The organism is Enterobacter sp. 200527-13 (assembly GCF_027924865.1).
GTDB classification, from domain to species: Bacteria; Pseudomonadota; Gammaproteobacteria; order Enterobacterales; family Enterobacteriaceae; genus Enterobacter; species Enterobacter ludwigii.
On the sequence record NZ_BSCM01000001.1, the window covers coordinates 1339796 to 1364826 of the forward strand.

22 protein-coding genes are annotated in these 25031 nt (G+C 56.3%); 13 read left to right on the plus strand and 9 right to left on the minus strand.

The annotated features are described in order from the left end of the window. Nucleotides 1-78: 78 nt before the first annotated feature. Nucleotides 79-1197, plus strand: coding sequence for an aspartate-semialdehyde dehydrogenase (gene asd / locus QMG44_RS06400; RefSeq protein WP_086532577.1), 1119 nt, complete (start codon nucleotides 79-81; stop codon nucleotides 1195-1197). A gap of 87 nt (nucleotides 1198-1284) precedes the next feature. Here asd and iraP read toward each other — a convergent pair whose 3' ends face one another. The 3 genes from iraP to QMG44_RS06415 all read right to left on the minus strand — a co-directional run bounded on the left by iraP (nucleotide 1285) and on the right by QMG44_RS06415 (nucleotide 3321). Then, nucleotides 1285-1620, minus strand: a complete 336-nt coding sequence (gene iraP, locus QMG44_RS06405; RefSeq protein ID WP_014169912.1) for an anti-adapter protein IraP — start codon at nucleotides 1618-1620, stop codon at nucleotides 1285-1287. Nucleotides 1621-1755: 135 nt separating this feature from the next. Beyond that, nucleotides 1756-2661 carry an alpha/beta fold hydrolase gene (locus QMG44_RS06410; RefSeq protein WP_086532576.1) on the minus strand — a complete coding sequence of 302 codons (906 nt, stop codon included), beginning with the start codon at nucleotides 2659-2661 and terminating at the stop codon, nucleotides 1756-1758. 51 nt (nucleotides 2662-2712) lie between these two features. Continuing rightward, nucleotides 2713-3321: a TetR/AcrR family transcriptional regulator gene (locus QMG44_RS06415; protein WP_223862550.1), complete on the minus strand. Its 609-nt coding sequence runs from the start codon at nucleotides 3319-3321 to the stop codon at nucleotides 2713-2715. A 219-nt stretch (nucleotides 3322-3540) separates the two neighbouring features. On the opposite strand from QMG44_RS06415, the gene QMG44_RS06420 reads away from it, so the two are divergent. Beyond that, entirely contained in the window at nucleotides 3541-4737 is a 1197-nt protein-coding gene (locus QMG44_RS06420; RefSeq protein ID WP_086532574.1) for an MFS transporter, read from the plus strand. 36 nt (nucleotides 4738-4773) lie between these two features. On the opposite strand, the gene QMG44_RS06425 is transcribed toward QMG44_RS06420, so the two are convergent. Further along, nucleotides 4774-5763 (minus strand): 2-hydroxyacid dehydrogenase, encoded by a 990-nt coding sequence (locus QMG44_RS06425; protein WP_086532573.1) that lies wholly within the window; start codon nucleotides 5761-5763, stop codon nucleotides 4774-4776. 210 nt (nucleotides 5764-5973) lie between these two features. Here QMG44_RS06425 and QMG44_RS06430 point away from each other — a divergent pair, with 210 nt between their 5' ends. Genes QMG44_RS06430 through QMG44_RS06440 form a run of 3 tightly spaced genes read left to right on the plus strand, consistent with a single transcriptional unit; the run spans nucleotide 5974 to nucleotide 9126 of the window. Beyond that, the gene (locus QMG44_RS06430) at nucleotides 5974-8613 is read left to right on the plus strand and encodes a YdbH family protein (RefSeq protein ID WP_086532572.1); all 2640 of its coding nucleotides are present in this window, start codon (nucleotides 5974-5976) and stop codon (nucleotides 8611-8613) included. Then, a complete protein-coding gene (locus QMG44_RS06435; RefSeq protein WP_014169918.1) occupies nucleotides 8610-8801 on the plus strand; it encodes a YnbE family lipoprotein in 192 nt (63 codons plus the stop codon). The genes QMG44_RS06430 and QMG44_RS06435 overlap by 4 nt, the downstream gene beginning before the upstream one ends. 7 nt (nucleotides 8802-8808) lie before the next feature. Further along, entirely contained in the window at nucleotides 8809-9126 is a 318-nt protein-coding gene (locus QMG44_RS06440) for a YdbL family protein (protein ID WP_014169919.1), read from the plus strand. On the opposite strand, the gene feaR is transcribed toward QMG44_RS06440, so the two are convergent. Further along, a complete protein-coding gene (feaR, locus tag QMG44_RS06445; protein ID WP_014169920.1) occupies nucleotides 9127-10035 on the minus strand; it encodes a transcriptional regulator FeaR in 909 nt (302 codons plus the stop codon). A 241-nt stretch (nucleotides 10036-10276) separates the two neighbouring features. Between feaR and QMG44_RS06450 the strand changes: the two genes are divergently transcribed. Then, complete coding sequence (locus QMG44_RS06450) at nucleotides 10277-11776, plus strand: aldehyde dehydrogenase family protein (protein WP_086532571.1); 1500 nt, start codon at nucleotides 10277-10279, stop codon at nucleotides 11774-11776. Between the two features lie 41 nt (nucleotides 11777-11817). Here the strand turns inward: QMG44_RS06450 and QMG44_RS06455 are convergent, their stop codons facing one another. From QMG44_RS06455 to paaZ, 4 genes are all read right to left on the minus strand, one after another. After that, on the minus strand, nucleotides 11818-12924 hold the full coding sequence (locus QMG44_RS06455; RefSeq protein WP_044858382.1) for a GGDEF domain-containing protein: 1107 nt from the start codon (nucleotides 12922-12924) through the stop codon (nucleotides 11818-11820). 74 nt (nucleotides 12925-12998) lie between these two features. Next, nucleotides 12999-14972 carry an alkyl/aryl-sulfatase gene (locus QMG44_RS06460; protein ID WP_086532570.1) on the minus strand — a complete coding sequence of 658 codons (1974 nt, stop codon included), beginning with the start codon at nucleotides 14970-14972 and terminating at the stop codon, nucleotides 12999-13001. Between the two features lie 167 nt (nucleotides 14973-15139). Further along, on the minus strand, nucleotides 15140-17416 hold the full coding sequence (gene tynA / locus QMG44_RS06465; protein WP_086532569.1) for a primary-amine oxidase: 2277 nt from the start codon (nucleotides 17414-17416) through the stop codon (nucleotides 15140-15142). 165 nt (nucleotides 17417-17581) lie between these two features. Next, the gene (paaZ, locus tag QMG44_RS06470; protein ID WP_086532568.1) at nucleotides 17582-19621 is read right to left on the minus strand and encodes a phenylacetic acid degradation bifunctional protein PaaZ; all 2040 of its coding nucleotides are present in this window, start codon (nucleotides 19619-19621) and stop codon (nucleotides 17582-17584) included. 284 nt (nucleotides 19622-19905) lie between these two features. Between paaZ and paaA the strand changes: the two genes are divergently transcribed. Genes paaA through paaG form a run of 7 tightly spaced genes read left to right on the plus strand, consistent with a single transcriptional unit; the run spans nucleotide 19906 to nucleotide 25031 of the window. After that, a complete protein-coding gene (gene paaA / locus QMG44_RS06475) occupies nucleotides 19906-20835 on the plus strand; it encodes a 1,2-phenylacetyl-CoA epoxidase subunit PaaA (RefSeq protein WP_014169925.1) in 930 nt (309 codons plus the stop codon). Nucleotides 20836-20846: 11 nt separating this feature from the next. Next, on the plus strand, nucleotides 20847-21134 hold the full coding sequence (gene paaB / locus QMG44_RS06480; RefSeq protein ID WP_003857353.1) for a 1,2-phenylacetyl-CoA epoxidase subunit PaaB: 288 nt from the start codon (nucleotides 20847-20849) through the stop codon (nucleotides 21132-21134). An 8-nt stretch (nucleotides 21135-21142) separates the two neighbouring features. Then, nucleotides 21143-21889: a 1,2-phenylacetyl-CoA epoxidase subunit PaaC gene (gene paaC, locus QMG44_RS06485; RefSeq protein WP_086532567.1), complete on the plus strand. Its 747-nt coding sequence runs from the start codon at nucleotides 21143-21145 to the stop codon at nucleotides 21887-21889. 14 nt (nucleotides 21890-21903) lie between these two features. After that, nucleotides 21904-22401 carry a 1,2-phenylacetyl-CoA epoxidase subunit PaaD gene (gene paaD, locus QMG44_RS06490; RefSeq protein WP_025204283.1) on the plus strand — a complete coding sequence of 166 codons (498 nt, stop codon included), beginning with the start codon at nucleotides 21904-21906 and terminating at the stop codon, nucleotides 22399-22401. A gap of 7 nt (nucleotides 22402-22408) precedes the next feature. After that, nucleotides 22409-23479: a 1,2-phenylacetyl-CoA epoxidase subunit PaaE gene (gene paaE, locus QMG44_RS06495; protein ID WP_086532566.1), complete on the plus strand. Its 1071-nt coding sequence runs from the start codon at nucleotides 22409-22411 to the stop codon at nucleotides 23477-23479. After that, nucleotides 23476-24243: a 2,3-dehydroadipyl-CoA hydratase PaaF gene (gene paaF / locus QMG44_RS06500; RefSeq protein ID WP_086532565.1), complete on the plus strand. Its 768-nt coding sequence runs from the start codon at nucleotides 23476-23478 to the stop codon at nucleotides 24241-24243. The genes paaE and paaF overlap by 4 nt, the downstream gene beginning before the upstream one ends. Then, a complete protein-coding gene (paaG, locus tag QMG44_RS06505; protein WP_086532564.1) occupies nucleotides 24243-25031 on the plus strand; it encodes a 2-(1,2-epoxy-1,2-dihydrophenyl)acetyl-CoA isomerase PaaG in 789 nt (262 codons plus the stop codon). The genes paaF and paaG overlap by 1 nt, the downstream gene beginning before the upstream one ends.

Sequence of the window (25031 nt, forward strand, 5' to 3'; positions counted from 1 at the left end):
TAATGACCATTAATGTGGGATGAGATATAACATGTTTTGAAAAATTAACATTCTCATAACGTCATTAAGGTTAAGCAAATGAAGCAGGTTGGTATTGTTGGTTGGCGAGGAATGGTGGGTTCTGTTTTGTTACAAAGAATGGTCGAAGAGAACGACTTCGACAATATTTCCGCGCATTTTTACAGTACTTCCAGTGCAGGGGCCGCTGGTCCAGTCATTGGTGGCGTCAACCACACACTCAAAGATGCTAATTCTATTAGCGCCCTGGCCGAAATGGATATCATCATAACCTGTCAGGGCGGGGATTATACCAAGGCAATTTATCCTGCGTTGATTAACCATGGCTGGCAAGGCTACTGGATTGATGCGGCCTCAGCGCTACGGATGGATGAAAAAGCCTGCATTATTCTCGACCCGGTTAACCGCACAAATATCGATCGTGCCATCAAAGAGGGAATTAAACTTTTTGTTGGGGGCAACTGTTCCATTACGCTGAGTCTTATGGGACTGTCAGGGTTAATTAAAGCTGACCTGATAGAATGGATGAGTGTGATGACCTATCAGTCTGCATCCGGAGCGGGTGCTAAATATGTCCGGGAGTTAATTACTCAAAGCGCTTATATCAGTAAACATTTATCTGCTGATGAGCTGGAATCCTCAGGTTCAGTGCTTCCTTTAGTCAATAAAGTGAGTGAATTAATTAACAGTGCTAACATGCCCATCCAGAATTTCGGCGCGCCTTTAATGGGCAGTATTATTCCATGGATTGACAGCGATTTAGGGGATGGTAATAGCAGAGAAGAATGGAAGGGTGAGGCAGAAACGAACAAAATTCTTGGTCTCTCTCCGGGTACGATTGCAGTAAATGGCTTGTGTATTCGGGTCGGTGTGATCCGTTGCCATAGTGCTGCAATAACCCTGAAGCTCAAGCGTGAAGTCAGCGAAGAAGAATTTGCAGAGCTTGTGACGCATTCCCATCCATGGGTTAACTATGTGCCCAATAATAAGGATGACAGTGTCAGTAAATTGACTCCCGCTAACATTAGCGGTTCGCTGCAGGTGGGTATTGGCCGTTACAAGAAAATGTCGCTTAACAATGACCCTATTTACTCGGTTCTGACGGTCGGCGATCAGCTGTTGTGGGGCGCTGCGGAACCCTTGCGACGGATGTTGAATATTCTGTCTGGCAAAGTCTAATCACGCTCACACGGCCGTGGCGCGCTGCGCGTAAGGCGTGGGTTTAACGAGAAGCTGGAGACTTAACTCCAGCCTCAAGGAATGGTTTCAATCTGAGGCCGTTTCGCCTGGGGCTTCCTTTAATGATTCGATACTTATCTCTGAGTCATTAGTTTCGAGTAGCTGGGTTAATAAAATCAGGTTATTGAATTCGTTCAGTAACATTTCAGCGTCGGATTTGAGCGGCGTATCTGCTGCTTCAAGCGCTGCGTTGATCGCTTTTCTGACATTCTCGAGCATTTCGTTCATACCGCCATTTTTACCAATGGTCAGTAACAACGCGCCTATCAACAAAGACTGCGCTTCTACTTTGGCCGCCAGCTCTTTAGCTTCAGCGTCCATTTTGGAAATTTTTGCGATAACACTGAGTATCAAGTTTTTCATAATGCCCCCTTATTTTCTTTGCGAGATTAACTCCTTAATAAATTTTGAGCGAGGTTTATTTTATGGCGACAGCAATTGTCTTTGTTGATGAAGCAGGGCACGGTGCCAGCAGTGATCAACACCGTGCGCTTCCTGTTAACGGAAGAAGTCTGCCAGGGCCTCACTCAGGGCCTGAGGTTGTTCATCGGGAATGAAATGACCGCAATGAGCAAGCGTAATGCCACTCACCGTCTCTGCAAACTGGCGAAGCGGGGCAGCCATATCGGCAATCGAACCCTGATCGGCACTGACGGCCAGCAGCGGCACCCGAAGTTTTTGCGTTTCAGCCAGCGTCCGGTTCTGAACAGCGGAGACCGCCGCTTCTCTGTAAGGGGCCAGCCCGGCACGCAGCGCGCCGTTTTGCTGCATCAGGCGGACATATCGGGCGATATCCGCATCGCTAAAGGCCATCGGACTGGCGGTTTTTCGCCGCAGGAACCATTCGAGGTAAATCTCTTCACGCCCGCTAATTAAGGCTTCCGGCAGGTCGGGGAGAAGATGAAACGCGAAGTGCCAGGTTTTCCAGGCTTTTTCTGGCGTCGCGGGCAGGGCGTCCGGCAAAGTAATACCCGGGATACCGGCATCAAGCAGAGCCAGCTTGATTACCTGCTGTTCATAACGCAGGGCATACGGCCAGGCAACCCATGCACCTACATCGTGGGCGGCCAGGTAATGTCTTGTGATCCCAAGTGTCTGCACCAGCCCAAAAACCGAACTGGCAAGCGTAAGGGTATCGTAGCCAGACTGTGGCTTATCGGAGTCGCCCTGGCCCGGGAGGTCGAGTGCGATGATATCGTAACGATCGGCTAAAAGAGCCATCACCTTATGCCAGGCAAACCCGCTTTGCGGGAAGCCTCCAAGCAGCACGATTGTTTCACCTTGCGTCTGTCCGCCTCTGACATAGTGCAGACGAACCCCATCGACCGTTGAGTAATAGTGCGCAAAACCGGTCAAGCCCGCGACAGGCTGCGACCACGGAAGGGGGATTGAATTCTCAGACATGACTACCTCCAGCTATTTAGGAAACGATCATTTCCTTTATGGGTAAATTTTTTAGGCGAGTAGCGCCATCACCGTCTCTACCAGCCGTTCGCGTGCCGGTAATTCTCCGGCTTTGCCCGCCACACGCATGCCCAGGACCAGGCACAGCAGAATGCCGCTCAACGCCTGTGCGTCGTGACGTGAATTAACTGAACCGTCCTGCATACCCTGTTCGATCAGCTGGAGGATCGCGTGCTGATTTCGCGCAAGCGCGCTCTGCACCAGCCCGGCAATTTCGCCGTCAAACTGGCTGAGTTCAAGGGTGCTGCCGACCACCAGGCAGCCGCGGCGCCCTTCGACAGCGCTGGCCGATTCAAGATAAAAGTTCAGCAGCTCGGCTATTTTGGCCCGGCCATCAGGTTGTCGCGCCAGACGCTCGCACAACGATTGATTACGCAGGGAGGTATAACGTGCGAATACCTGCAGGAACAGGCCACGTTTATCGTGAAAGGCTTTATAAATACTGCCCGCAGTGAGCTGCATCGCGTCGCTCAGGTCACTTATCGACGCGCTGTGGTAACCCTTTTCTCTGAATACCGGCATCGCCAGATCCAGGGCCGCATCGAGATCAAACTGCCGCGGACGTCCGCGCTCGCGTGCGTTCTGTAGCTTCTCAGACATTGTGTTCATCATTTAGGAAACAATCGATTCCTAAATACTCCCATAAATGGGCGTATCTGGAAAGCGTGAAGTTCTATAAAAAGAGTTTGCCGCGGCAGAAGAGTGGAGAGGTCATTTTAGCTTCAACACGCTCCGGTATACTGCATCGTGATTTTAACAGGGCGTCGAACGTACAGGCCGTCGCTAACAGAGCCAGCCAATATGCAAAAGGCAGGAAGTATGTCTCTTCGTTCACTGCGGGCGTTGTGCCTGACAAGTTTTTTCATTGCTGATGTTCGCGATGGCCTCGGGCCCTTTCTCGGCATCTTCCTGACGGAACGTCACTGGACCCCGGATGATATCGGCATCCTGATGACCGCCGGGGGGCTGGCGGGATTACTGGCAACGCTGCCGGCGGGATTTATTACGGATACCTCCCGCAATAAGCGTTCGGTTCTGGCACTGCTTTGTATCGCCATTACGCTGAGTACGCTGCTGCTCTGGTTTAGTCAGCAGAGCGGCGTCGTCGCCGTCTCGCAAATTATCACCGGTATCTGCGCGGCGTTTGTGGGGCCACTGATTGCGGGTATTACGCTGGGTCTGACGGGCCCGAGCGGGTTTAGCGCGCAGATGGGGAAGAACGAGGCGTTCAACCACGCCGGCAATTTCCTGACGGCGGTGATTGCGGGCGGCATTGCCTGGTTCTGGGGCGTCGGGGGCATATTCCTGCTGATGACCTGTACGACGCTTCTGACGTTGTGCGCGCTGCTTGCCATTCGTCATGCAGATATCGACAACGATGCGGCGCGGGGGCTGACCTCTTCAGACCGTCAACCGGTCCCCGGCGTCGCGGTGCTGATTAAAAACCGGGCGCTGTTGATAACCGGGCTGACGCTGCTACTGTTCCATCTGGCCAATGCCGCACTGCTGCCGATGCTGAGCATGAGGGTTGCTGCGGCACCGGCAACCATCAATCCCGGATTATTTGCGGCGGCCACCGTCATCATTTCTCAGGCGGTGATGATCCCCGTCGCCATTGGGGTGGCAGGCCGAATTGAGCGCTACGGTTACTGGCGTTTAATCATGCTGGCCCTGCTGATCATGCCCGTTCGGGCGGCACTGGCAGCCTCCACAGACGCCCCGTTGATGATGATCCCGGTACAAATTCTTGATGGTCTGGCCGCGGGGATTCTGGGCGTTGTCGTGCCGTCGTTTATCGTGGTGCTGTTGCGCGGGAGTGGGCACGTGAATGCCGGGCAGAGCGTGGTCATGCTGATGCAGGGTGTCGGGGCAGCAATGAGCCCGGCGTTAACCGGCACCATTGCCGGTCATTACTCTTTTGCGACGGCCTTTAGTGTGCTCAGCGCCATTGCACTGCTGGCTGTCCTGCTCTGGTGGCGCTTTGCTCACCGGAACTGGACACCAGACCGGGTGTAGCTGGCCGGGCAGGGCAGCTACACCCGGCACACGGGTTTACACGATAGCGTTAGGGCACTCTTCACCCTTTTCCAGCTGCTGCAAGTTCCCCAGCGTGGTTTCTGAAATGCTGATCAGCGCTTCGGCAGTCAGAAACGCCTGGTGTCCGGTGAACAGGACGTTATGGCAGGCAGACAGACGGCGGAATACGTCGTCCTGGATCACGTCATTAGATTTGTCTTCAAAGAACAGATCGCGCTCATTCTCATACACGTCCATCCCCAGCGCGCCAATCTTCTGAGTTTTCAGCGCTTCAATAGCGGCCTGGGAATCAATCAACCCGCCGCGGCTGGTGTTGATGATCATCACGCCATCTTTCATCTGGTCAAACGCCGCCTGGTTGAGCAGGTGGTAGTTTTCCGGCGTCAGCGGGCAGTGCAGGGAGATAACGTCAGACTGTGAAAACAGCGTCGGCAGGTCGACATATTCCACGCCCAGATCCAGCGCGGCAGCGCTTGGGTACGGATCAAACGCCAGCAGACGCATACCAAACCCTTTCAGAATGCGCAGGGCGGCGACGCCAATCTTACCGGTACCGATTACGCCCGCGGTTTTACCGTACATGGTAAAGCCGGTCAGTCCTTCCAGAGAGAAGTTGGCGTCACGGGTACGTTGATAAGCACGGTGAATACGACGGTTCAGCGACATCATCATACCGATGGCATGTTCCGCGACCGCTTCCGGAGAATATGCCGGAACGCGGACCACCTTCAGCCCCCGCTCTTTTGCGGCATCAAGATCCACGTTGTTGAAGCCAGCGCAGCGCAGGGCGATATATTTCACGCCCTGTTTTTTCAACTCTTCCAGCACCGGACGGCTGCCATCATCATTCACAAAAATGCAAACGCCTTCACAGCCGTGCGCCGTTTTGGCGGTTTTTTCGGACAGCAGAAAGTCGAAAAATTCAAGCTCAAACCCGTAAGCCTCGTTAACATGTTGCAGATACTTTTTGTCGTACTGCTTTGTGCTATATACCGCGAGTTTCATAAGACTTTCTCCAGTGATTTTGCATTCACGTTAGCATGATTAAAATTATCTTACAATTTCTGAAATATTATTGAATTCAATAAGTTCTATCAATTATTTTAGAGCATCTATCCTTAAATTTGGCATTCTCTTCAACTGACTGGCTAAACATGCGACAATGATCGGCACTGTCGGCTTAATTCTTTCGCTAAATCAGGATATTAACTGCCCATGAGGGGTACATACAAAGCCGCAATTGCGCTCTTACTGCTGTTCATTCTGGTGCCGCTGACGCTGCTGATGACCCTTGCCCAGTGGGTACCAACCCTTGCCGGGATCTGGCTTCCTGTCGGGACACGCATCGCCTTTGAACAAAGTCCCAGACTCACGCGTCATGCCCTGATCATCCCCGATCTTCGCTATCTTGTGGATGACTGCGAAATTGCCCGAGTCGATAACGCGACCCTGTCGCACCCCAGCCGCTGGAAACTGGATATCGGCGCGCTCGAACTGAACTCCGTTTGCCTCAATAAAATTCCCCAGTCCGCACCGTCCACGGTCGCGCCCAAAACGCTGGCGCAGTGGCAGGCGGTGTTACCGAATACCTGGCTTGCTGTCCATCGTCTGACACTCTCGCCCTGGCAGCAGTGGCAGGGAGAACTTCAGGCGTCGCTGACGCCCGCGCGTCAGGAGATTGCCTACAAAGGTGAGCAGGTTAGCATTAAAGGGATGCTCCGCGGTCAGACCCTCTCTGTCACCCAGTTCGATGTACAACTTCCCGACCAGCCACAGCCGATAAAACTGGTGGGACAATTCACCCTGCCGCTGGTGCCGGACGGCGTGCCGGTTAAAGGCCATGCGGTTGCGACCTTTAACGTGCCTCAGTTAACCTCGCTGGTCGATGCCGATCTCGACTGGGAAGCCAATCAGGGGCAACTGGTGGTCATGGCGCGGGATAACCCCGATCCGCTGCTCGATCTGCCGTGGCAAATAACCGCGGAACAGCTGAATATCAGTGACGGACGCTGGAACTGGAACCTTTCCGGCATGCCGCTGAGCGGGCGCGTTGGCCTTCGTGTCGATAACTGGCAGGCGGGGCTTGAGAAAGCGACCCTGACCGGGCGTCTGAATGTGCTCACTCAAGGGGATGCGGGGAAGGGCAACGCGGTGCTGAATATCGGACCGGGCAGGCTCAGTATGGAACAAAGCGACATGCCGCTTCATCTGAGTGGCGAGGCGAAACATAACGACCTGGTGCTCTATGCCAGACTGCCGGCAAAACTGACCGGAAGCCTGTATGAACCACAGCTCTCCTTTGAGCCGGGCGCGCTGCTGCGCTCACGTGGTCGCATTATCGATTCACTGGATATTGATGAAATTCGCTGGCCGCTGGCGGGCGTCAGGCTGACCCAAAAGGGTGTCGATGGACGCCTGCAGGCCATTTTGCGGGCGCACGAGAACGAGATGGGTGATTTTGAACTGCATCTGGATGGCCAGGCCAGTGACTTTTTACCCGACAACGGCCTGTGGCAGTGGCGCTACTGGGGCAAAGGGGGCTTCACCCCAATGAATGCGCGCTGGGATGTTGCCGGAAAAGGCGAATGGCGCGACAAACTTATTGAGCTGACTGCGCTTTCAACCGGTTTTGACCAGCTCAAGTACGGTGCCATGGAGGTCAGTAAACCCCGTCTGGTGCTGGATAACCCGGTGCGCTGGTATCGCGATCCTGACAAGCCGACATTCAGCGGAGCGCTGTCGCTGAATGCCGGGCAAACCCGTTTCAGCGGCGGCAGCGTATTGCCGCCGTCGGTGCTGACCTTCAGCGTAGACGGAACAGACCCGACACTGTTCCAGTTCAAGGGCGATCTGCATGCTGATGATATCGGACCGGTACAGGTGAACGGACGCTGGGACGGGGAGCGCCTTCGCGGGCAGGCCTGGTGGCCGAAACAATCGCTCACCGTGTTCCAGCCGTTGATCCCGCCAGAGTGGAAAATGACGCTGCGTGACGGCGAACTGTATGCGCAGGTGGCCTTCTCGGCCGCCGCGGGTCAGGGCTTTGAGGCGGGCGGTCACGGCGTACTGAAAGCCGGTAGCGCCTGGATGCCAGACAACCAGATCAACGGCGTCGACTTTGTCCTGCCGTTCCGGTTTAGTGAGGGCACCTGGTCGCTGGGAACGCGCGGCCCGGTAACCTTGCGGATTGGCGAGGTGGTAAACCTGGTGACCGCGCGGAATATCACGGCGGACCTGCAGGGTGACTACCCCTGGAGTGAGGCGAACCCGCTTCTGCTCACCAATGTGAAGGTGGAAACCCTCGGCGGAAAAATCACCATGCAGCAGTTGAGGATGCCGCAACACGATCCGGCGCTGTTGCGGGTAGACAATATCTCCTCCAGCGAGCTGATCAGTGCCGTTAATCCGAAGCAGTTTGCGATGTCTGGCCCGGTGAGCGGGGCGCTGCCGTTCTGGCTGGACAATGAAAAATGGATCATCAAAGATGGCTGGCTGACCAACCCCGGCCCGATGACGCTGCGTATCGATAAAGACACGGCTGACGCCATCGTAAAAGATAATATGGTGGCGGGCGCCGCAATTAACTGGCTGCGCTATATGGAAATTTCTCGCTCGTGGACAAGAATCAATTTAGATAATCTGGGTGAATTAACCATGCAGGCGACCCTTAAGGGAACCAGCCGGGTAGAGGGTAAAAGCAGCTACGTTAATCTGAACTATACCCATGAAGAGAATGTCTTTACCCTCTGGCGCAGCCTGCGTTTTGGAGACAACCTGCAAACCTGGTTTGAGCAACACGCGGCAATACCTGGTATCCGCAGTTCGACTGGCAAGGAAAGTGAGGAACAACAATGAAAAAGATGGCTGGTGTGCTCACCGTTGCCGTTGCCGCGCTACTGACCGGCTGTACGCCGCGCATTGAAGTCGCCGCGCCGAAGGAGCCGATTACCATCAATATGAATGTCAAAATCGAACATGAGATCCACATTAAGGTCGATAAAGACGTTGAAACCCTGCTGAAATCACGCAGCGATCTGTTCTGAGGATGCCATGAAACGATTAGCTCTGATGTTACTGGCGCTCGGCATGAACGTGCAGGCGGCAACACTGACCTTAAATGACGCCCGGACGCAGGGGCGCGTGGGGGAAACCCTGAGCGGTTATCTTGCGCCAATCAAACAGGATGCGGAAACCCTGGCGCTGGTCAATCGCATTAACGCCGCGCGCACGGAAAGCTATCAGAAGCTGGCTGACAGCAACAATCTGCCGGTGGATGAAGTAGCGAAAATGGCAGGGCAAAAGCTGGTTGCCCGCGCCCAGCCGGGCGAGTACGTGAAAGGCATTAACGGGAAATGGCTGAAGAAGTAGTTAGCGAAAGCGCTTACGATATTCGCCAGGCGAGACGCCAAAACGCTGCTTAAAGGCGGTTGAAAAATGGCTGTGGTCGGAAAAGCCCCAGCTGTAGCCAATGCCCGCCAGCTTTTCATCATCGCTGGCGGAGCGCAACACTTGTGCGCACAGGTCGAGACGGCGGTTTTTAATGTACTGGGCGACCACCAGCCCCTTATCAGCAAACATGCGGTAGAGGCTTCGCACCGACATCCCGCTCTGTGCAGCAATCCATTCCGGTCGTAGTGATTCAGACTGAATATGATCGTCAATCAATGACAGCACATTGCGGAACAGGCGTTCTTTACGTGGCTGAGCCACGTCGCGCTGCTGGAACGCGGGGCGAAGCAGACAGATCATCGCTTCCAGCGCCGCTTCACTCTCCCGGTCACTCAGATCGGCATTCCCCATACTTTCCATCAGCAGGTGGTGGCTTAACTGAACGGTGGGCAGCGTGCGCGAAAGGGTGAGCGCGCAGCTTACCTCCTGAAAACGACACTGTTGCTCAATAATCTGGCGCGGAACCAGCAGCGAAATCTGGCGGGATTTTTCATGCCAGGCAATGGAGCACGGGCGGGAAGCATCAAGCAGCGTGATATCGCCGGTCTTCAGCACCGCGCGGCGGTCGTCCTGTTCAATCTCCGCGCTGCCTTCCAGCTGAAATACGGTGTAGAACCAGGCATCGTTACTGTCGTTAATCTCATGGCGGGAGCGGAACAGGTTAACGCCACCTGCGGTTACGGTGCTTAACTTCAGGCTACGGGCATAGCTGGTTTCCAGCTCGCCGACGAATTCCCCCTCCAGCGGACGCGCATTAAAACGCCCGCAGACCTGGTTAATTTGTGCCAGCCACTGTTGATACTGTTCCTCTTCGCTTGCACACGCCATCGCTTATCTCGCTGCACCGTCAATGTTTTTGCATTGTTGCATTTGTGTTGCATTTTGTCAGAGCTATGAGGCTGACTATAGGAAAGAACACTCACCGGTAACAGCGTTATAAGACGGAATTATCACGATTTGCGGAGCCTGTCACAGGTGGCAAAGCGAATGTCACAGAGACAAAAGCGAGAATCCAAAACCCCTCTTAGACTGCATTAACACCCTGCGAATAAAAACGAAGGAGTACCCTATGTCTGAATCTCAGGTAGCCGTTCAGCCTGCCGTACAGCAGTTTTTAGACCGACATCATGGCCTGTGGATTGAAGGGCGTCAGGCCGCGTCGGACAGTGAAAAGCGGCTCAATGTCTATAATCCGGCTACGGGCGACGTCATCGCCTGCACCGCCGATGCCAGCGTTGATGATGTCGACCGCGCCGTGATGTCCGGCTGGCGTGCGTTTGTTGCCCGTAGCTGGGCCGGAAAATTACCGGCGGAGCGTGAGCGTATCCTGCTGCATTTCGCCGATCTGGTTGAGCAGCACAGCGAAGAGCTGGCCCAGCTTGAGACGCTGGAGCAGGGGAAATCCATTCATATCTCCCGCGCCTTTGAAGTGGGCTGCACCCTGAACTGGATGCGCTATACCGCAGGGCTTACCACGAAAATTGCCGGTAAAACCCTCGACCTCTCCATCCCCTTACCGCAGGGGGCCCGCTATCAGGCGTGGACGCGCAAAGAGCCGGTTGGCGTGGTGGCCGGGATTGTGCCGTGGAACTTCCCGCTGATGATCGGGATGTGGAAAGTCATGCCTGCGCTGGCGGCGGGGTGTTCCATTGTCATTAAGCCTTCAGAAACCACGCCGCTCACCATGCTGCGCGTGGCGGAACTGGCAAGTGAAGCGGGCATCCCCGACGGGGTGTTTAATGTGGTCACGGGAAGCGGTGCGGTGTGCGGTGCCGCGCTGACCTCACATCCGCATATTGCCAAAGTGAGCTTTACTGGCTCAACGGCGACAGGCAAGCAAATTGCCCGCGCGGCGGCGGATACGCTCACGGGGGTGACGCTGGAGCTGGGGGGGAAAAACCCGGCTATCGTGCTGAAAGATGCTGACCCGGCCTGGGTAATTGAAGGCCTGATGACCGGCAGCTTCCTGAACCAGGGGCAGGTTTGTGCGGCGAGCTCCCGTATCTATATTGAAGCGCCGCTGTTTGACACGCTGGTCAGCGGGTTTGAGCAGGCGGTGAAATCCCTGAGCGTCGGGCCGGGCATGTCGCCGGAGGCGTTCATCAACCCGCTGGTCTCGCGCGCGCACTGCGATAAAGTGCAGACCTTCCTCGACGAGGCAAAATCGCGCAATGCGGAGTTGATCACCGGTAACCGGGGGCCGGATGGCAAAGGTTATTACGTGTCGCCGACGCTGGTGGTGAACCCGGATGCCGCGCTGCGACTCACCCGCGAAGAAGTGTTCGGCCCGGTGGTCAACCTGGTGCGCGTCGCGGATGGCGAAGAAGCGCTGGCGCTGGCCAACGACACCGAATATGGGCTGACGGCCAGCGTCTGGACGCAAAATATCAGCAAGGCGCTGGAATACACCGACCGGCTGCAGGCGGGAACCGTCTGGGTGAACAGCCATACGCTGATCGACGCCAACCTGCCGTTTGGTGGCATGAAGCAGTCCGGCACCGGGCGCGATTTCGGCCCGGACTGGCTGGATGGCTGGTGTGAAACCAAATCGGTGTGTGTACGGTATTAAAACAAAGCGTGTCGGGCTGGCGCAACGTCCACCCGACACGGCTATCGTGACCAGCGGTCCCGTCCGGCCGCTTTCGCCCGGTACAGCGCCTCATCGGCGCGGGCAATAATCTCCGTCCCCGCCAGACCCTCTGCCATTCCTGCAATGCCCATGCTTACGGTGACGTGATCGCTGACTTTTGAGGCATCGTGCGCTATCGCTTCCGCGCGCAGGCCGTCCTGAATACGCATGGCAACTTTTTCGGCTGTGTTTTCCGGGCAATCAAAGAGGATCACCACAAACTCTTCACCGCCGTAGCGAGACACGACATCGTCAGGTGTTCGCACCGACTGCCGAAGCACCTGCGCCACGCGGGTCAAACATTCGTCACCGGCCTGATGACCATAGGTGTCGTTGTAAAGTTTGAAATAATCTATATCCAGCATAATCAGCGAGAAGGCTTTTTTCTGCTCAACGGCATTCTCCAGCACCACTTCCATCTTGCGACGGTTGGCGGTCTGGGTTAACGGATCCTGATGCGCCAGCGCTTCCAGCCGCGAAATCAACAGTTGGTTTTGCTGGTTACGTCGCCAGGCTTCATCAAACCAGCTTATCAGGATGAAACGCCCGCAGAGCAAAATCAGCGTAAAGACGGTCCAGACGGCGGCAAAGTGAAGGTTGACACCATCATTGAGTACCCAGCTTGCGACCGGTAGCGTGACCCAGAGCGGGATCACGAAGGCGAGTAACCCACGGGGGTAAAAGTAGAGCGCCGTCAACCCAGCGAGTAACAGAATCGCGCACAGGGGCCAGACGTGAGGCAGTAACAGATCGGTGATAAACCAGAAACAGGATATCGACCAGATGACGCTACAGAAAAAGAGCACCACGCTGATGCCGGCAATACGTCGCCAGGCCATGATGATTAACGCAGCTGACAGAATAATAATGCCGAACATCGAGGCATCGATAAACTTCAGCAGTGGCAGCGACCGGAGGTAGAGGGGGTCGTCGGGCTTAAGCGAGACGTGGCGCAGCAGGATCATCACGGCGAAGCTGATGTTGACGAATGCCAGCCACGGCAGGTTCATCGCCAGCCCGTGCATAACCATCGCCTGACGCGTCGGCCAGGCAGCCCGCTCTGGCGTCGTTTTTTTTCTTTTTTCCATAAATGCTCTTTACCCTTTCCTGGGAGCAAGTGAAGCAGGAACGGGCGGAAGGACCGCCCGTCTGTTTTGCACCGTTACGGTGTCACAATATTAAACCAGAAATCGAACTTATCCATATAGCCAAGCATAGCGTCCAGTTTGGCACTGTCGCCGCTGATCTTGATATCGCCACTGTCCTGCGCCTGTTTCAGCGTGACTTCTTTCAGGATAATTTTATTCAGGGTATCACGGTTCAGGGTAAGCGTAGCGTCAGCGTCTTTCGCTTCGGCATTTGCCGTGTGGTTCAGCACGCCGTTTTCCAGTTCAAGTTTGTATTTGCCGCCATCGCTGCCCAGATCGATGTTAAACACCGATTTGGCATCGCCGGCTTTTTGGCCATTGATATGAACGGCAAGGTAGTCGAAGAACATCTCTGGCGTCATCGCCCGCACGGTATCCGGGCTGGCGGTGTTCGGGGTCGGGCCTTTCACCACGCCGTTACGCAGCTCTTGCGCGCCGGTCAGGTAGAAGTTGCGCCACGGGCCGGATTCCGCCTGATAACCCAGCTGTTCCAGCGCATCTGCTTCCAGATTACGCGCGGCCTGGTTGTTCGGGTCGGCAAACACCACTTTACTCACGACCTGCGCCACCCAGCGATAGTTGCCCTGATCGAAGTCAGTTTTCGCTTTGTTCAGAATGGCCTCCGCGCCGCCCATATACTCAACGAATTTCTTCGCAGCCTCTTCAGGAGGCAGTTCATCCAGCGTGGCGGGATTACCGTCGAACCAGCCCAGATAGAGCACATAGGTGGCTTTAACGTCATGGCTGACAGAACCGTAGTAACCGCGGTTAGCCCAGATATGGGCAAGGGAATCCGGGAGTTTGAAATTAGCAGCGATTTCATCACGCGTCAGGCCTTCATTCGCCATGCGTAACGTCTGGTCGTTGATGTAACGGTAGAGGTCGCGCTGGCTCTTCAGCAGTGCGACGACATTATCATTGCCCCAGGTTGGCCAGTGATGCTGTGCCATGATGATGTCGGCTTTATCGCCCCAGCGCACAATCGCCTGGTTAATATATTTTGACCAGGGCAGCGGTTCACGAATTTTTGCGCCGCGCAGCGAGTAGGTGTTATGCAGCGTATGGGTCACATCCTCTGCGGATTCAATGATTTTTTTCTCTTCGATAAACCAGAGCATCTCTGAAGGCGCTTCAGAGCCGGGGGCCAGCATAAAATCGTAGGTCAGCCCGTCAATGACCTCTTTTTGTCCGTCTTTTTCAATGATGTTGGTTGGCGCGATAAGGGTGACGGTACCGGCGGACGTGGTCGTCCCCAGACCCGCACCCACTTGTCCTTTTGCATCAGGCTTCAGCAGGTTGCCATACATATAACTGGCGCGACGACTCATAACGTTGCCCGCCATGATATTTTCCGCAACCGCCGCCTCCATAAATCCGGAAGGGGCATAAACTTTTACCTTGCCAGCCTTCACGTCTGCTTCATCAACCACACCCCGCACACCGCCATAGTGGTCAACATGACTGTGGGTATAAATCACCGCCACGACCGGTTTTTGGCCGCGATTTTTGTAATAAAGATCCATGCCGACTTTGGCGGTTTCTGCCGAGACCAGCGGGTCAACGACGGTAATCCCTTCTTTGCCTTCGATGATGGTCATATTTGACAGATCGAGATTGCGGATCTGATATACCCCTTCAGTAACTTCAAACAGACCGCTGATATTAATCAGCTGGGATTGACGCCATAAACTGGGGTTTACCGAATCCGGCGATTTATCACCTTCTTTAATAAATGAATACTGTTGGGGATCCCAGATGACATTGCCTTGTTCGCCTTTGATAACGTCCTGAGGAAGTGGAGCGATAAATCCTTTATGGGCATTGGTAAAATCAGTGTTATCGGAGAAAGGAAGCTGGTTAAAAAGGGCATTGTTGGCTTGTTGTGTTGCGGCAGACGCGTCCTTTGGTGCTTCCGCCGCATAAGAGGGACTGTTGGACATGATCATTCCAGCCAGCACGAAACTTCTGACAATCAGATTCAATTTCATTTAAAACCTCTCAGAGAAAGTACTACGTCGTTTGTGAAAACTTCGCGTCCTGGCTGAAAATGTTTCAAAAGATGCAATCGGAATGAGTGGAGTAAAATAACTATAATCAGGATGAGATATTCAGCAAATAAACGAATAAAAAACCGGGCATTACGCCCGGTCTGTTTTTATTTCTGCTCGTCTTTTTTCCTGCCGAGTGTCGGCGTTTCGTCGAAGAAGTTCCACGGTTTGAGCAGGGTATGCACCCATTCCGTTGGCATGATTGGCCACTCTTCGGCGCGCGCGACGTGGGTTGTGCCGGTGGTCATCCAGACGACGTCATCCTGATCGTTTAGCGACTCGTTATCTTTGCTGTATTTGCCAAGCCCCGTATCGTGGGTTGAGCGGTTTGGGAATTTGCCCTCCGGGTACATCTCATCCGGATGGTAACGCGTGACCCACAGCTGTTTATCCATAAAGCTCAGGCGGTGATAGATCCACTCGTCCGGGGCGAACTTCGCGCCGGTCGCCACCGGGTGCGTCCCCCCGGCGTAAGGGATTATTTGATACGAAATTGGGTTCCCCATGCGGTTCTCTTTGCTGGTGTTGCTCAGCAAACGAATGGTGCCCGGGTCAAATTTCTGCGCCGCCTGCTGCTCGGTATCAATAGCGTACTGATTGATCTGCATGGTACTGGTTCGCGGGCCGCCGGCGGTGTTCGGTTTCACCTGTGGATCCATTGCCACCAGCGTGTTGTTGATGCCATCCACATCCATATCGAGACGGAAGTTATAGATGTGCTGGTGGGTGGTCCCGACGATGTTGTGATCAATTAATGTGCCGTATCGGGTATCGTCTTTGGCAGTAGGGTCATGCATCGTTTTCGCCTGTACGCCTTTCACCGCCTCAATCCCCGTTGCACCGGCATCAATCCCGATGGTGCCATTTTCGTGGAATACCCAGTCGAAAATGTAGTCGTAGTTGCCAACGGTGCTCACCCAGCGAACCACCAGCTCGCGCCGCTCGGTACTGACGTTAGGCTGACCCATCTCCTGGTGTTTATATTCCGGTCCTGCGTAGCGTTCAAAAATGGCGATGGCGCGGGGGATCTCCATCGGCGCACCGGTATAATCGGCAATGGTTTCATTGAGCATCACGGCGTTGGACGGCACGTCTTTGCCGCGCACCAGCGGAGAGGTCAGGGTGCCCATACCATAGTCGCCGGAATCCAGATAGGCTTTGAAGTACCAGCCCACGTCAGGGTCACCGTAAGGAACGATCATCCCGCCCAGGGAGCCCTGATACATAATCTGGCGTTTTTTGCCGTTGTCATTGTAGGTGACGGTAGAAATCATTGGGCCCACGCGGGAATCCAGACTGAGATGGAAATCCCAGTTCTGCCAGTGAATCATATCGCCGGTAATGGTGTAGTTTTTGCCTTCCGGCTCAATGATGTCGAGCGGCTTTTTCGGCGTGTTAATGCGATCACGTCCATCATACGGACGCGGCGCCATCGGCACCGGCACAACGGCACCTTCTTCAATCTTCTGGATCTTCTTCTGCTCAAGGTCGACCACTGCCACCAGGTTCTCAATCGGGTGCGCCCAGTAGTTGCCGTCGCCCACATCCAGATAACTCACCACTTTCAGCAGCCGATCTTCCTGTTTCAGGCCATCTTTGCCGTCGAAATAGCCGACGGTCAGTGGCGTGGTGATCACTTTCTTCGTATCGGTAATGCCGCGCTTTTTCAGAACTTCGGCAAACTCTGCACTCTCGTTGATGATCTGCTGAACGGTCGCAAAATCATCCAGCAGCACCATGCCGTGGGCATCTTTAACGGCGTCCCAGCGCAGGATCTTTTTACCCTTCAGGTCCACCAGACTTTCAATAACGTGTTTCCCGTCCAGCATGGTGATGCTCGCCTTGCGGGGAGAGTCCACCGCCGTGCCGTTGAGCACAAAGTCCCACACTTTGGCTTTCTCGGGTTCGGCCAGGGCTATCTGGGTGAAGCGGGTGTTCGGTTTAAAATCCGCAGAGCCTTTCACAATCTCCACGGCTTGCTTAATTTCGTCAGCCGTTAGCGCGTTTAACGGGTGAGGGCGTTTTTCAACCTGGAAGGTCTGGTCGAGACCCGACTGGAAAACGTCGTTGATGAAGGTCTCGGAGATGAACGCTTTTTTGCCTTTCATGACCACCGGCACCTGCAGCGTGAGGGTTTTGCCGTTCACAATAGCGGTTTTCGCGCCGGGCTTGACCTTCACATATGCCCCGTCCTTCGCAATGGTGAACATCTGTGCGTAATCATCCCACTGTACATCGGCGCCAAACGCCTGCAGCGTTTTGTCCATCGGGACCATATGCGCCTCACTGCCGTGTGCGAAAACAGGTGATTGCCAGGCGCAACACAGCGCAACGGCCATAGCCAGTGCCGTTCTACGGGCAGAAAAAGAAGAATTGCTTCCCATCGTAGACCTCATCTTGTTGTGTTTATTGTGTTGTGACAGCCTTATCCTGACAGGCGCTTGAGAAAAGCGTTTGCCTGCATCTGCCAGGTTATTTGTTGGTCTTGCCAGGTTAAAAAAAGACCGGGGCGATATCACACACCGGTCAACGTGCGAGAGAGGAACGTGTCAGAAGTCGCCGTGCTGGCGCGCCACCAGCGTCAGGATGGAGTAGAGCGCGACCGCCTGCTGGTGCTGGTTAAAGATCTCAACGGCCCATTCGACCACGCCGGTTGGCTTCTCATCGGCGGTCCGTTGTTTCTTGAGCGTTTTACGTTTACAGGTGAGGCGCACCTGCATGGTATCGCCCGGCTTAACCGGTTCGATAAAGCGCAGGTTTTCCATGCCGTAGTTGGCAATCACCGGCCCGACGCCGGCATCGACAAACAGACCCGCCGCGGCAGAGATCAGGAAGTAACCGTGCACCACCCGTTCGCCAAAGATGGATTCTGCCGCGCCGATTTTGTCCATATGGGCGTAGAAGTGATCGCCGCTCAGGCAGGCAAAGTTAACGATATCGGCTTCCGTCAGGGTGCGGCGCGGGGTCAGCAGGCTGTCGCCCGGCTGCAGTTCTTCAAAATATTTCCGGAACGGATGAACGCGATCTTCCTGAACCGCAGCACCCCGTACCCACTGTTTGCCGATGGCGGCAAGCATGGTCGGGCTGCCCTGAATGGCGGTGCGCTGCAGATAGTGCTTCACCGCACGCAGTCCTCCCAGCTCTTCACCGCCACCTGCGCGGCCAGGACCGCCGTGCACCAGCTGCGGCAGCGGAGAGCCGTGTCCGGTGGACTCCCTGGCGGATTCGGCGTTAAGGATCTGAATTCGTCCGTGCGCCCGCGCCGCGCCGGCAATAAACTGGCGGGCGATAGCCGGGTCGGCGGTGACCAGCGTACCGGCCAGACTCCCGCCACCCGCCCGTGCCAGCTGCATCGCGTGGTCTGAATTGCGGGAGGGCATCAGCGTGGCGACCGGCCCGAAGGCTTCGGTGCAATGCACGGCGGGGGTTTCATCTGGCTGTGGGCAGAAAAGCAGCGTCGGCGGGAAGAATGCCCCCGCAGCCTGCAGATCGGCTTTTCCGCCGAGTCTGACCTGGCAACCCGCCGCAATTAACAGATCGACTTTCTCCTGCACGTCCGCGCGTTGTTCGCCGTTCACCAGCGCGCCCATCTTCACCCCGTCCTCTGCCGGGTCGCCGACGACCACGTTTTGCAGCCGTGCGATCAGCGCCTGGCTGACGGCATCCATCCGATCCTGAGGCACAATTATGCGGCGGATGGCGGTACATTTTTGCCCTGCCTTGGCGGTCATTTCGCGTACCACTTCACGAATAAAGAGCGCGAATTCTGGCTGTTCCGGCGTTACATCCTCACCCAGAACGCAGCAGTTGAGGGAGTCGGCTTCCATGGTAAATGGAATGGAGTTCGCCACGATATTCGGGTGAATGCGCAGGCTCTGGCCGGTGCTGGCGGAGCCGGTAAAGGTCACCACATCCTGGCTGTCGAGATGATTCAGCAGATCGCCCGCGCCGCCGCAGACAAGGCTGATAGCGCCGACCGGCACCAGACCGCTCTCCACAATCGCTTTCACCATCGCCTGCGCGACCTGCGCGGTGGCGGTGGCGGGTTTGATAATGGCAGGCATCCCCGCAAGCCAGGTGGGCGCCAGTTTTTCCAGCATTCCCCAGCACGGGAAATTAAAGGCGTTGATATGGACCGCCACGCCCGATTTTGACGTCAGTACGTGACGCGCAGCAAAGCCGCCTTCCTTCGACAACGGGATCAGCTCATCTTCCGGCCAGAGTGTGTCATCAGGCAGCTCGCGGCTCCCCAGGCTGGCATAGGTGAACAGCGTCCCGATCCCACCCTCAATATCCACCCAGCTGTCCGCTCGGGTCGCCCCGGTCTGGGCAGACAGGGCATAGAACGTCTCTTTCTCACTAAGCAGATGTTTCGCCACCGCCTTCAGCATGGCGGCACGGTCGATAAAGGTCATGGCGCGCAGGGCTTCGCCGCCACGCGCGATCGCATAGCGACGTGCATCCGCCATGTCCAGCCCTTCGCTGGTCACGGACCACAGCGCTTCGCCACTGATGGCGTGATGGATAGTACGTTCGCGGCCCCGGCCCGACTGCCAGGCACCGGACAAGAAGCTGGCTAACTGCTGCATCGCTTATCTCCAAGTGTTACGTAATTTCACTATCAATAGTTTAATCATGAATCATAAAAAGCAAGCTGAGTTTTAATGAATTGTTAACATTGTGATCCAGCGTAATGAAGTGGAAGGCCGGAAGCCCTGTTGTGCAGGCCTTGTGCAAAAAGGCTTGCGAGCACCATCACAAAATAGGGAAACATTTCTTGGGGTTATATTTAACCTTTGTGTAACTTTTAAGAAATGAAGTGATTCAGTATTTCACTTTAGGTGGTAAATAATCGAATCATAAAGGTGATGACGTGACGCAAGAACAACGCTTTGAGCAGCGCATAGCGCAGGAGACGGCGATTGAGCCTCAGGACTGGATGCCTGATGCCTATCGTAAGACGTTGATCCGCCAGATTGGTCAGCACGCGCACTCCGAAATTGTCGGCATGTTGCCGGAAGGAAACTGGATCACCCGCGCGCCGACGCTGCGCCGCAAAGCGATCCTGCTGGCGAAAGTGCAGGACGAAGCCGGGCACGGTTTGTACCTCTACAGCGCGGCCGAGACGCTGGGCTGCGCGCGGGAAGACATCTACCAGAAGATGCTCGACGGCAAGATGAAATACTCCTCCATCTTCAACTACCCGACCCTGAGCTGGGCGGATATCGGGGTGATCGGCTGGCTGGTGGACGGTGCGGCGATCGTCAACCAGGTGGCGCTGTGCCGTACCTCATATGGCCCCTATGCCCGCGCGATGGTGAAAATCTGTAAAGAAGAGAGTTTCCACCAGCGTCAGGGCTTTGAAGCCTGTATGGCGCTTGCGCAGGGGAGTGACGCCCAGCGTCAGATGCTGCAGGACGCCATTAACCGCTTCTGGTGGCCCGCTCTGATGATGTTCGGCCCAAACGATGACAACTCGCCGAACAGCGCCCGCAGCCTCGCCTGGAAAATCAAACGCTTCGGCAATGATGAACTTCGCCAGCGCTTTGTCGACAACACGGTTCCGCAGGTAGAAATGCTGGGCATGACGGTTCCGGATCCTGACCTGCGTTTTGACGAAGAGAGCGGTCACTACCGCTTTGGCGAGATCGACTGGCACGAGTTTGATGAGGTCATTAACGGGCGCGGTATCTGTAACCACGAACGTCTGGCTGCCAAACGTAAAGCCTGGGAAGACGGGGCGTGGGTGCGTGAAGCCGCACTGGCGCACGCGGAAAAACAACACGCCCGCAAAGTGGCTTAAGAGGAAACACGATGAGCAATGTCTACTGGCCGCTGTACGAAGTGTTCGTACGCAGCAAACAAGGGTTGTCCCACCGTCATGTGGGAAGTCTACATGCCGCCGACGATCGCATGGCGCTGGAAAATGCGCGTGATGCCTATACCCGTCGCAGTGAAGGCTGCTCTATCTGGGTGGTGAAGGCGAGCGAGATTGTCGCCTCTCAGCCGGAAGAGAGCGGCGAGTTCTTCGACCCGGCGGAAAGTAAGGTTTACCGCCATCCTACGTTTTACACCATCCCTGATGGCATCGAGCACATGTGAGGTCAGGGATGAAAACATTATCCGCATATGCCCTGCGTCTGGGCGACAACGGTCTGGTGCTCTCCCAGCGTCTGGGCGCCTGGTGTGGTCACGCGCCGGAGCTGGAAATCGATCTCGCGATCGCCAACATCGGTCTCGACTTGCTGGGGCAGGCGCGCAATTTCCTGACCTATGCCGCAGCGCTGGAAGGTCAGGGCGATGAAGACACCCTGGCGTTTGGGCGTGATGAACGCCAGTTTCACAACGTGTTGCTGGTGGAACAGCCTAACGGCAGTTTCGCCGACACGCTTGCGCGCCAGTACTTTATGGATGCCTGGAACGTAGCGCTGTATGAACGCCTGACCCACAGCAGCGACAGCCAGCTTGCCGCCATCGCCGCGAAAGCCATTAAAGAGGCGCGCTACCACCTGCGCTTCAGTCGTGGCTGGCTGGTGCGTCTGGGTGACGGAACGGAAACATCTTCACAGCGTATGCAGCAGGCGGTCGACACCCTGTGGCGGTTTACGGCCGAGCTGTTTGAAGCCGATGACGTCGAGCTGGCGTTGATTGCCTCCGGCGTCGCGGTTGATCCGCGCGAGCTTCGTCAGCCGTGGGAGCAGGAAGTGTTTTCCGGTTTGCAGGAGGCCACCCTGAGTGTGCCGTCGGAAGTGGCGTATCGCACGGGGGGCAAGCGCGGGCTGCATACCGAACATCTCGGCCCAATGCTGGCAGAAATGCAGTATCTCCAGCGTGCCCATCCGGGTCAGCAGTGGTAAGTACGGAGGTGAAGATGCAGCGTTTTGCCGGGATTGCACCCGCGGAGATCCCTCAAATCTGGTCGCTGTTAAGCCAGATCCCGGACCCGGAAGTGCCGGTGTTAACCATCACCGATTTAGGCATGGTGCGTAGCGTATCGCCGCAGGGCGAAGGCTGGGTCATTGGCTTTACGCCAACCTATTCAGGCTGCCCGGCGACGGAACATTTGCTTGGCGCGATTCGCGAGGCGATGACCGCACACGGCTTTACGCCAGTGCATATTGTGCTTCAGCTCGAACCGGCCTGGACCACCGACTGGATGACGGCGGATGCGCGTGAACGCCTGCGCGCATATGGCATCAGCCCACCGGTGGGCCACAGCTGCCACGCGCATGCCCCGGCCGAGGTGAGTTGCCCACGCTGTGCCAGCACACATACCTCGCTTATCAGTGAATTTGGTTCGACGGCCTGCAAAGCGCTTTATCGCTGCAACGACTGCCGTGAGCCTTTCGACTATTTCAAATGTATTTGAGGTTGCCATGACAACGTTTCATTCATTAACAGTGGCAAAAGTGGAACCCGAAACCCGCGACGCGGTGACCATCACTTTCGCGGTACCGCAGGCGTTGCAGGACGCCTATCGCTTTCGTCCCGGACAACACCTGACCCTGAAAGCGAAGCTGGGTGAGGATGAGCTGCGTCGCTGCTACTCCATCTGCCGCAGTACCGCGCCGGGTGAGATCAGCGTAGCGGTGAAAGCCATCGAGGGCGGACGTTTTTCCCGCTATGCCCGGGATGAGATCAAACAGGGCATGGCGCTGGAGGTCATGGTGCCGCAGGGCCAGTTTGGTTACCAGCCGCGCGCCGACCGGGAAGGGCACTATCTGGCCATTGCCGCGGGTTCAGGCATTACCCCAATGCTGGCCATCTTGTCCGCCACGCTCGCCACCGAGCCGAACAGTCATTTCACCCTGATCTACGGCAACCGCAGCAGCCAGAGCATGATGTTTCGCGAGGCGCTTGCCGATCTGAAAGACAAATACCCGCAGCGTCTGCAGCTGGTCGCCATCTTCAGCCAGGAGGTGCTCGACAGCGATCTGCTGCATGGACGTATCGACGGTGAGAAGCTGCAGGCGCTGGCGAAAACCCTGATCAACTTCCGCCAGTACGACGAAGCCTTTATTTGTGGCCCGTCCGCCATGATGGACGACGCGGAAGCGGCGCTGAAAGCGCTGGGGATGCCAGAGAAATCGATCCACCTTGAGCGTTTTAATACGCCAGGCTCGACCGTCAAACGCACGGTCAGCGTGCAGGCTGAAGGGCAGAAAGTCACCGTGCGTCAGGACGGTCGCGACCGGGAAATTACCCTCACGGCAAACGATGAAAGCATTCTTGATGCCGCCCTGCGTCAGGGCGCCGACCTGCCGTATGCCTGCAAGGGCGGCGTATGCGCGACCTGCAAATGCAAAGTGCTGCGTGGCAAAGTTGATATGGCGACGAACTACAGCCTTGAGCCGGACGAACTGGCGGCCGGGTATGTGCTGAGCTGTCAGTCGCTGCCGTTAACCGCTGACGTGATCGTCGATTTCGACTCCAGGGGGATGGCATGAGCGAACTGATGGTCACCCGTCATGGTCGTGTCCTGCTGCTGACGCTTAACCGTCCGGCGGCACGCAACGCGCTGAATAACGCCCTGTTAGAGCAGATTGCTGACGCGCTCGACGCCGCTGCGGCCGATCGCGATCTCTCCGTTTGCGTGATTTACGGCAACGCACGCTGCTTTGCTGCCGGCGCAGATCTCAACGAAATGGCGGAGAAAGACCTGCCTGCCACCCTGAACGATATCCGTCCCCAGCTGTGGGCCCGGATCAACGCCTTCAACAAACCCCTGATTGCCGCCGTCAACGGTTTCGCGCTGGGCGCGGGCTGCGAGCTTGCGCTGCTGTGCGACGTGGTGATTGCCGGGGATAACGCCCGTTTTGGTCTGCCGGAAATTACGCTCGGCATCATGCCCGGGGCGGGCGGTACGCAGCGCCTGATTCGTAGCGTGGGCAAATCGCTGGCCAGCAAAATGGTGCTGACCGGGGAGAGCATTACCGCGCAGCAGGCGCAGCGCGCCGGGCTGGTCAGCGATGTGTTCCCGGCTTCATTGACGCTGGAATATGCCCTGAAACAGGCGGCGCTGATGGCACGACACTCACCGCTGGCGCTCCAGGCGGCGAAGCAGGCGCTGCGCCAGTCTCAGGAGGTTTCCCTGCAGGCCGGACTGGTCCAGGAGCGACAGCTGTTTACGCTGCTTTCAGCGACCGAAGACCGGCGAGAAGGCATCGACGCATTCTTACAGAAACGTACCCCCGACTTTAAAGGACGCTAATCGTGGAATTTATTCTCAGTCATGTAGAACAAGGCGTGATGACCCTGACGCTGAACCGTCCGGAGCGTCTGAACAGCTTTAACGACGTGATGCATCAGCAACTCGCTGAGTGCCTGAAGCAGGCCGAGCGCGATGACACCATCCGCTGTCTGCTTATTACCGGGGCGGGGCGCGGCTTCTGCGCGGGTCAGGATCTTAATGACCGCAACGTCGACCCTAACGGTCCGGCGCCGGATCTGGGAATGTCCGTGGAGACGTTCTACAACCCGCTGGTTCGCCGTCTTGCGACGTTGCCGAAACCGGTGATTTGCGCGGTCAACGGCGTGGCCGCCGGGGCCGGGGCCACGCTGGCGCTGGGGTGTGACATGGTCATTGCCGCCCGTTCTGCCACCTTTGTGATGGCTTTCAGCAAGCTCGGATTAGTGCCGGACTGCGGGGGAACATGGTTCCTGCCGCGCGTCGCCGGGCGCGCCCGCGCAATGGGGCTGGCGTTGCTCGGAGACAAACTCAGCGCCGAACAGGCACACACCTGGGGGATGATCTGGCAGGTGGTGGATGACGAACACCTCTCCGCCACGGCCCAGCAGATGGCGCTGCACTTTGCTTCTCAGCCCACCTTTGGTCTGGGGCTGATTAAGCAGGCGATTAACGCGGCAGAGACCAACACCCTCGACGCCCAGCTTGACCTGGAGCGCGATTTTCAACGTCTGGCCGGTCGCAGCGACGACTACCGGGAAGGGGTCAGCGCCTTCCTTGCCAAACGCGCACCGACATTCACGGGGAAATAA

What these genes read in the sequence shown, in the direction of transcription:
- QMG44_RS06410 (WP_086532576.1), bottom strand. Translation starts at nt 2,661, where the DNA reads ATGTCTGAGAATTCAATCCCCCTTCCGTGGTCGCAGCCTGTCGCGGGC.
- paaZ (WP_086532568.1), bottom strand. Translation starts at nt 19,621, where the DNA reads ATGCAGCAGTTAGCCAGCTTCTTGTCCGGTGCCTGGCAGTCGGGCCGG.
- paaB (WP_003857353.1), top strand. Translation starts at nt 20,847, where the DNA reads ATGAGCAATGTCTACTGGCCGCTGTACGAAGTGTTCGTACGCAGCAAA.
- QMG44_RS06425 (WP_086532573.1), bottom strand. Translation starts at nt 5,763, where the DNA reads ATGAAACTCGCGGTATATAGCACAAAGCAGTACGACAAAAAGTATCTG.
- QMG44_RS06460 (WP_086532570.1), bottom strand. Translation starts at nt 14,972, where the DNA reads ATGAAATTGAATCTGATTGTCAGAAGTTTCGTGCTGGCTGGAATGATC.
- iraP (WP_014169912.1), bottom strand. Translation starts at nt 1,620, where the DNA reads ATGAAAAACTTGATACTCAGTGTTATCGCAAAAATTTCCAAAATGGAC.
- asd (WP_086532577.1), top strand. Translation starts at nt 79, where the DNA reads ATGAAGCAGGTTGGTATTGTTGGTTGGCGAGGAATGGTGGGTTCTGTT.
- paaD (WP_025204283.1), top strand. Translation starts at nt 21,904, where the DNA reads ATGCAGCGTTTTGCCGGGATTGCACCCGCGGAGATCCCTCAAATCTGG.
- paaF (WP_086532565.1), top strand. Translation starts at nt 23,476, where the DNA reads ATGAGCGAACTGATGGTCACCCGTCATGGTCGTGTCCTGCTGCTGACG.
- QMG44_RS06455 (WP_044858382.1), bottom strand. Translation starts at nt 12,924, where the DNA reads ATGGAAAAAAGAAAAAAAACGACGCCAGAGCGGGCTGCCTGGCCGACG.
- QMG44_RS06435 (WP_014169918.1), top strand. Translation starts at nt 8,610, where the DNA reads ATGAAAAAGATGGCTGGTGTGCTCACCGTTGCCGTTGCCGCGCTACTG.
- paaC (WP_086532567.1), top strand. Translation starts at nt 21,143, where the DNA reads ATGAAAACATTATCCGCATATGCCCTGCGTCTGGGCGACAACGGTCTG.
- tynA (WP_086532569.1), bottom strand. Translation starts at nt 17,416, where the DNA reads ATGGGAAGCAATTCTTCTTTTTCTGCCCGTAGAACGGCACTGGCTATG.
- paaE (WP_086532566.1), top strand. Translation starts at nt 22,409, where the DNA reads ATGACAACGTTTCATTCATTAACAGTGGCAAAAGTGGAACCCGAAACC.
- QMG44_RS06420 (WP_086532574.1), top strand. Translation starts at nt 3,541, where the DNA reads ATGTCTCTTCGTTCACTGCGGGCGTTGTGCCTGACAAGTTTTTTCATT.
- QMG44_RS06450 (WP_086532571.1), top strand. Translation starts at nt 10,277, where the DNA reads ATGTCTGAATCTCAGGTAGCCGTTCAGCCTGCCGTACAGCAGTTTTTA.
- QMG44_RS06440 (WP_014169919.1), top strand. Translation starts at nt 8,809, where the DNA reads ATGAAACGATTAGCTCTGATGTTACTGGCGCTCGGCATGAACGTGCAG.
- QMG44_RS06430 (WP_086532572.1), top strand. Translation starts at nt 5,974, where the DNA reads ATGAGGGGTACATACAAAGCCGCAATTGCGCTCTTACTGCTGTTCATT.
- feaR (WP_014169920.1), bottom strand. Translation starts at nt 10,035, where the DNA reads ATGGCGTGTGCAAGCGAAGAGGAACAGTATCAACAGTGGCTGGCACAA.
- QMG44_RS06415 (WP_223862550.1), bottom strand. Translation starts at nt 3,321, where the DNA reads ATGTCTGAGAAGCTACAGAACGCACGCGAGCGCGGACGTCCGCGGCAG.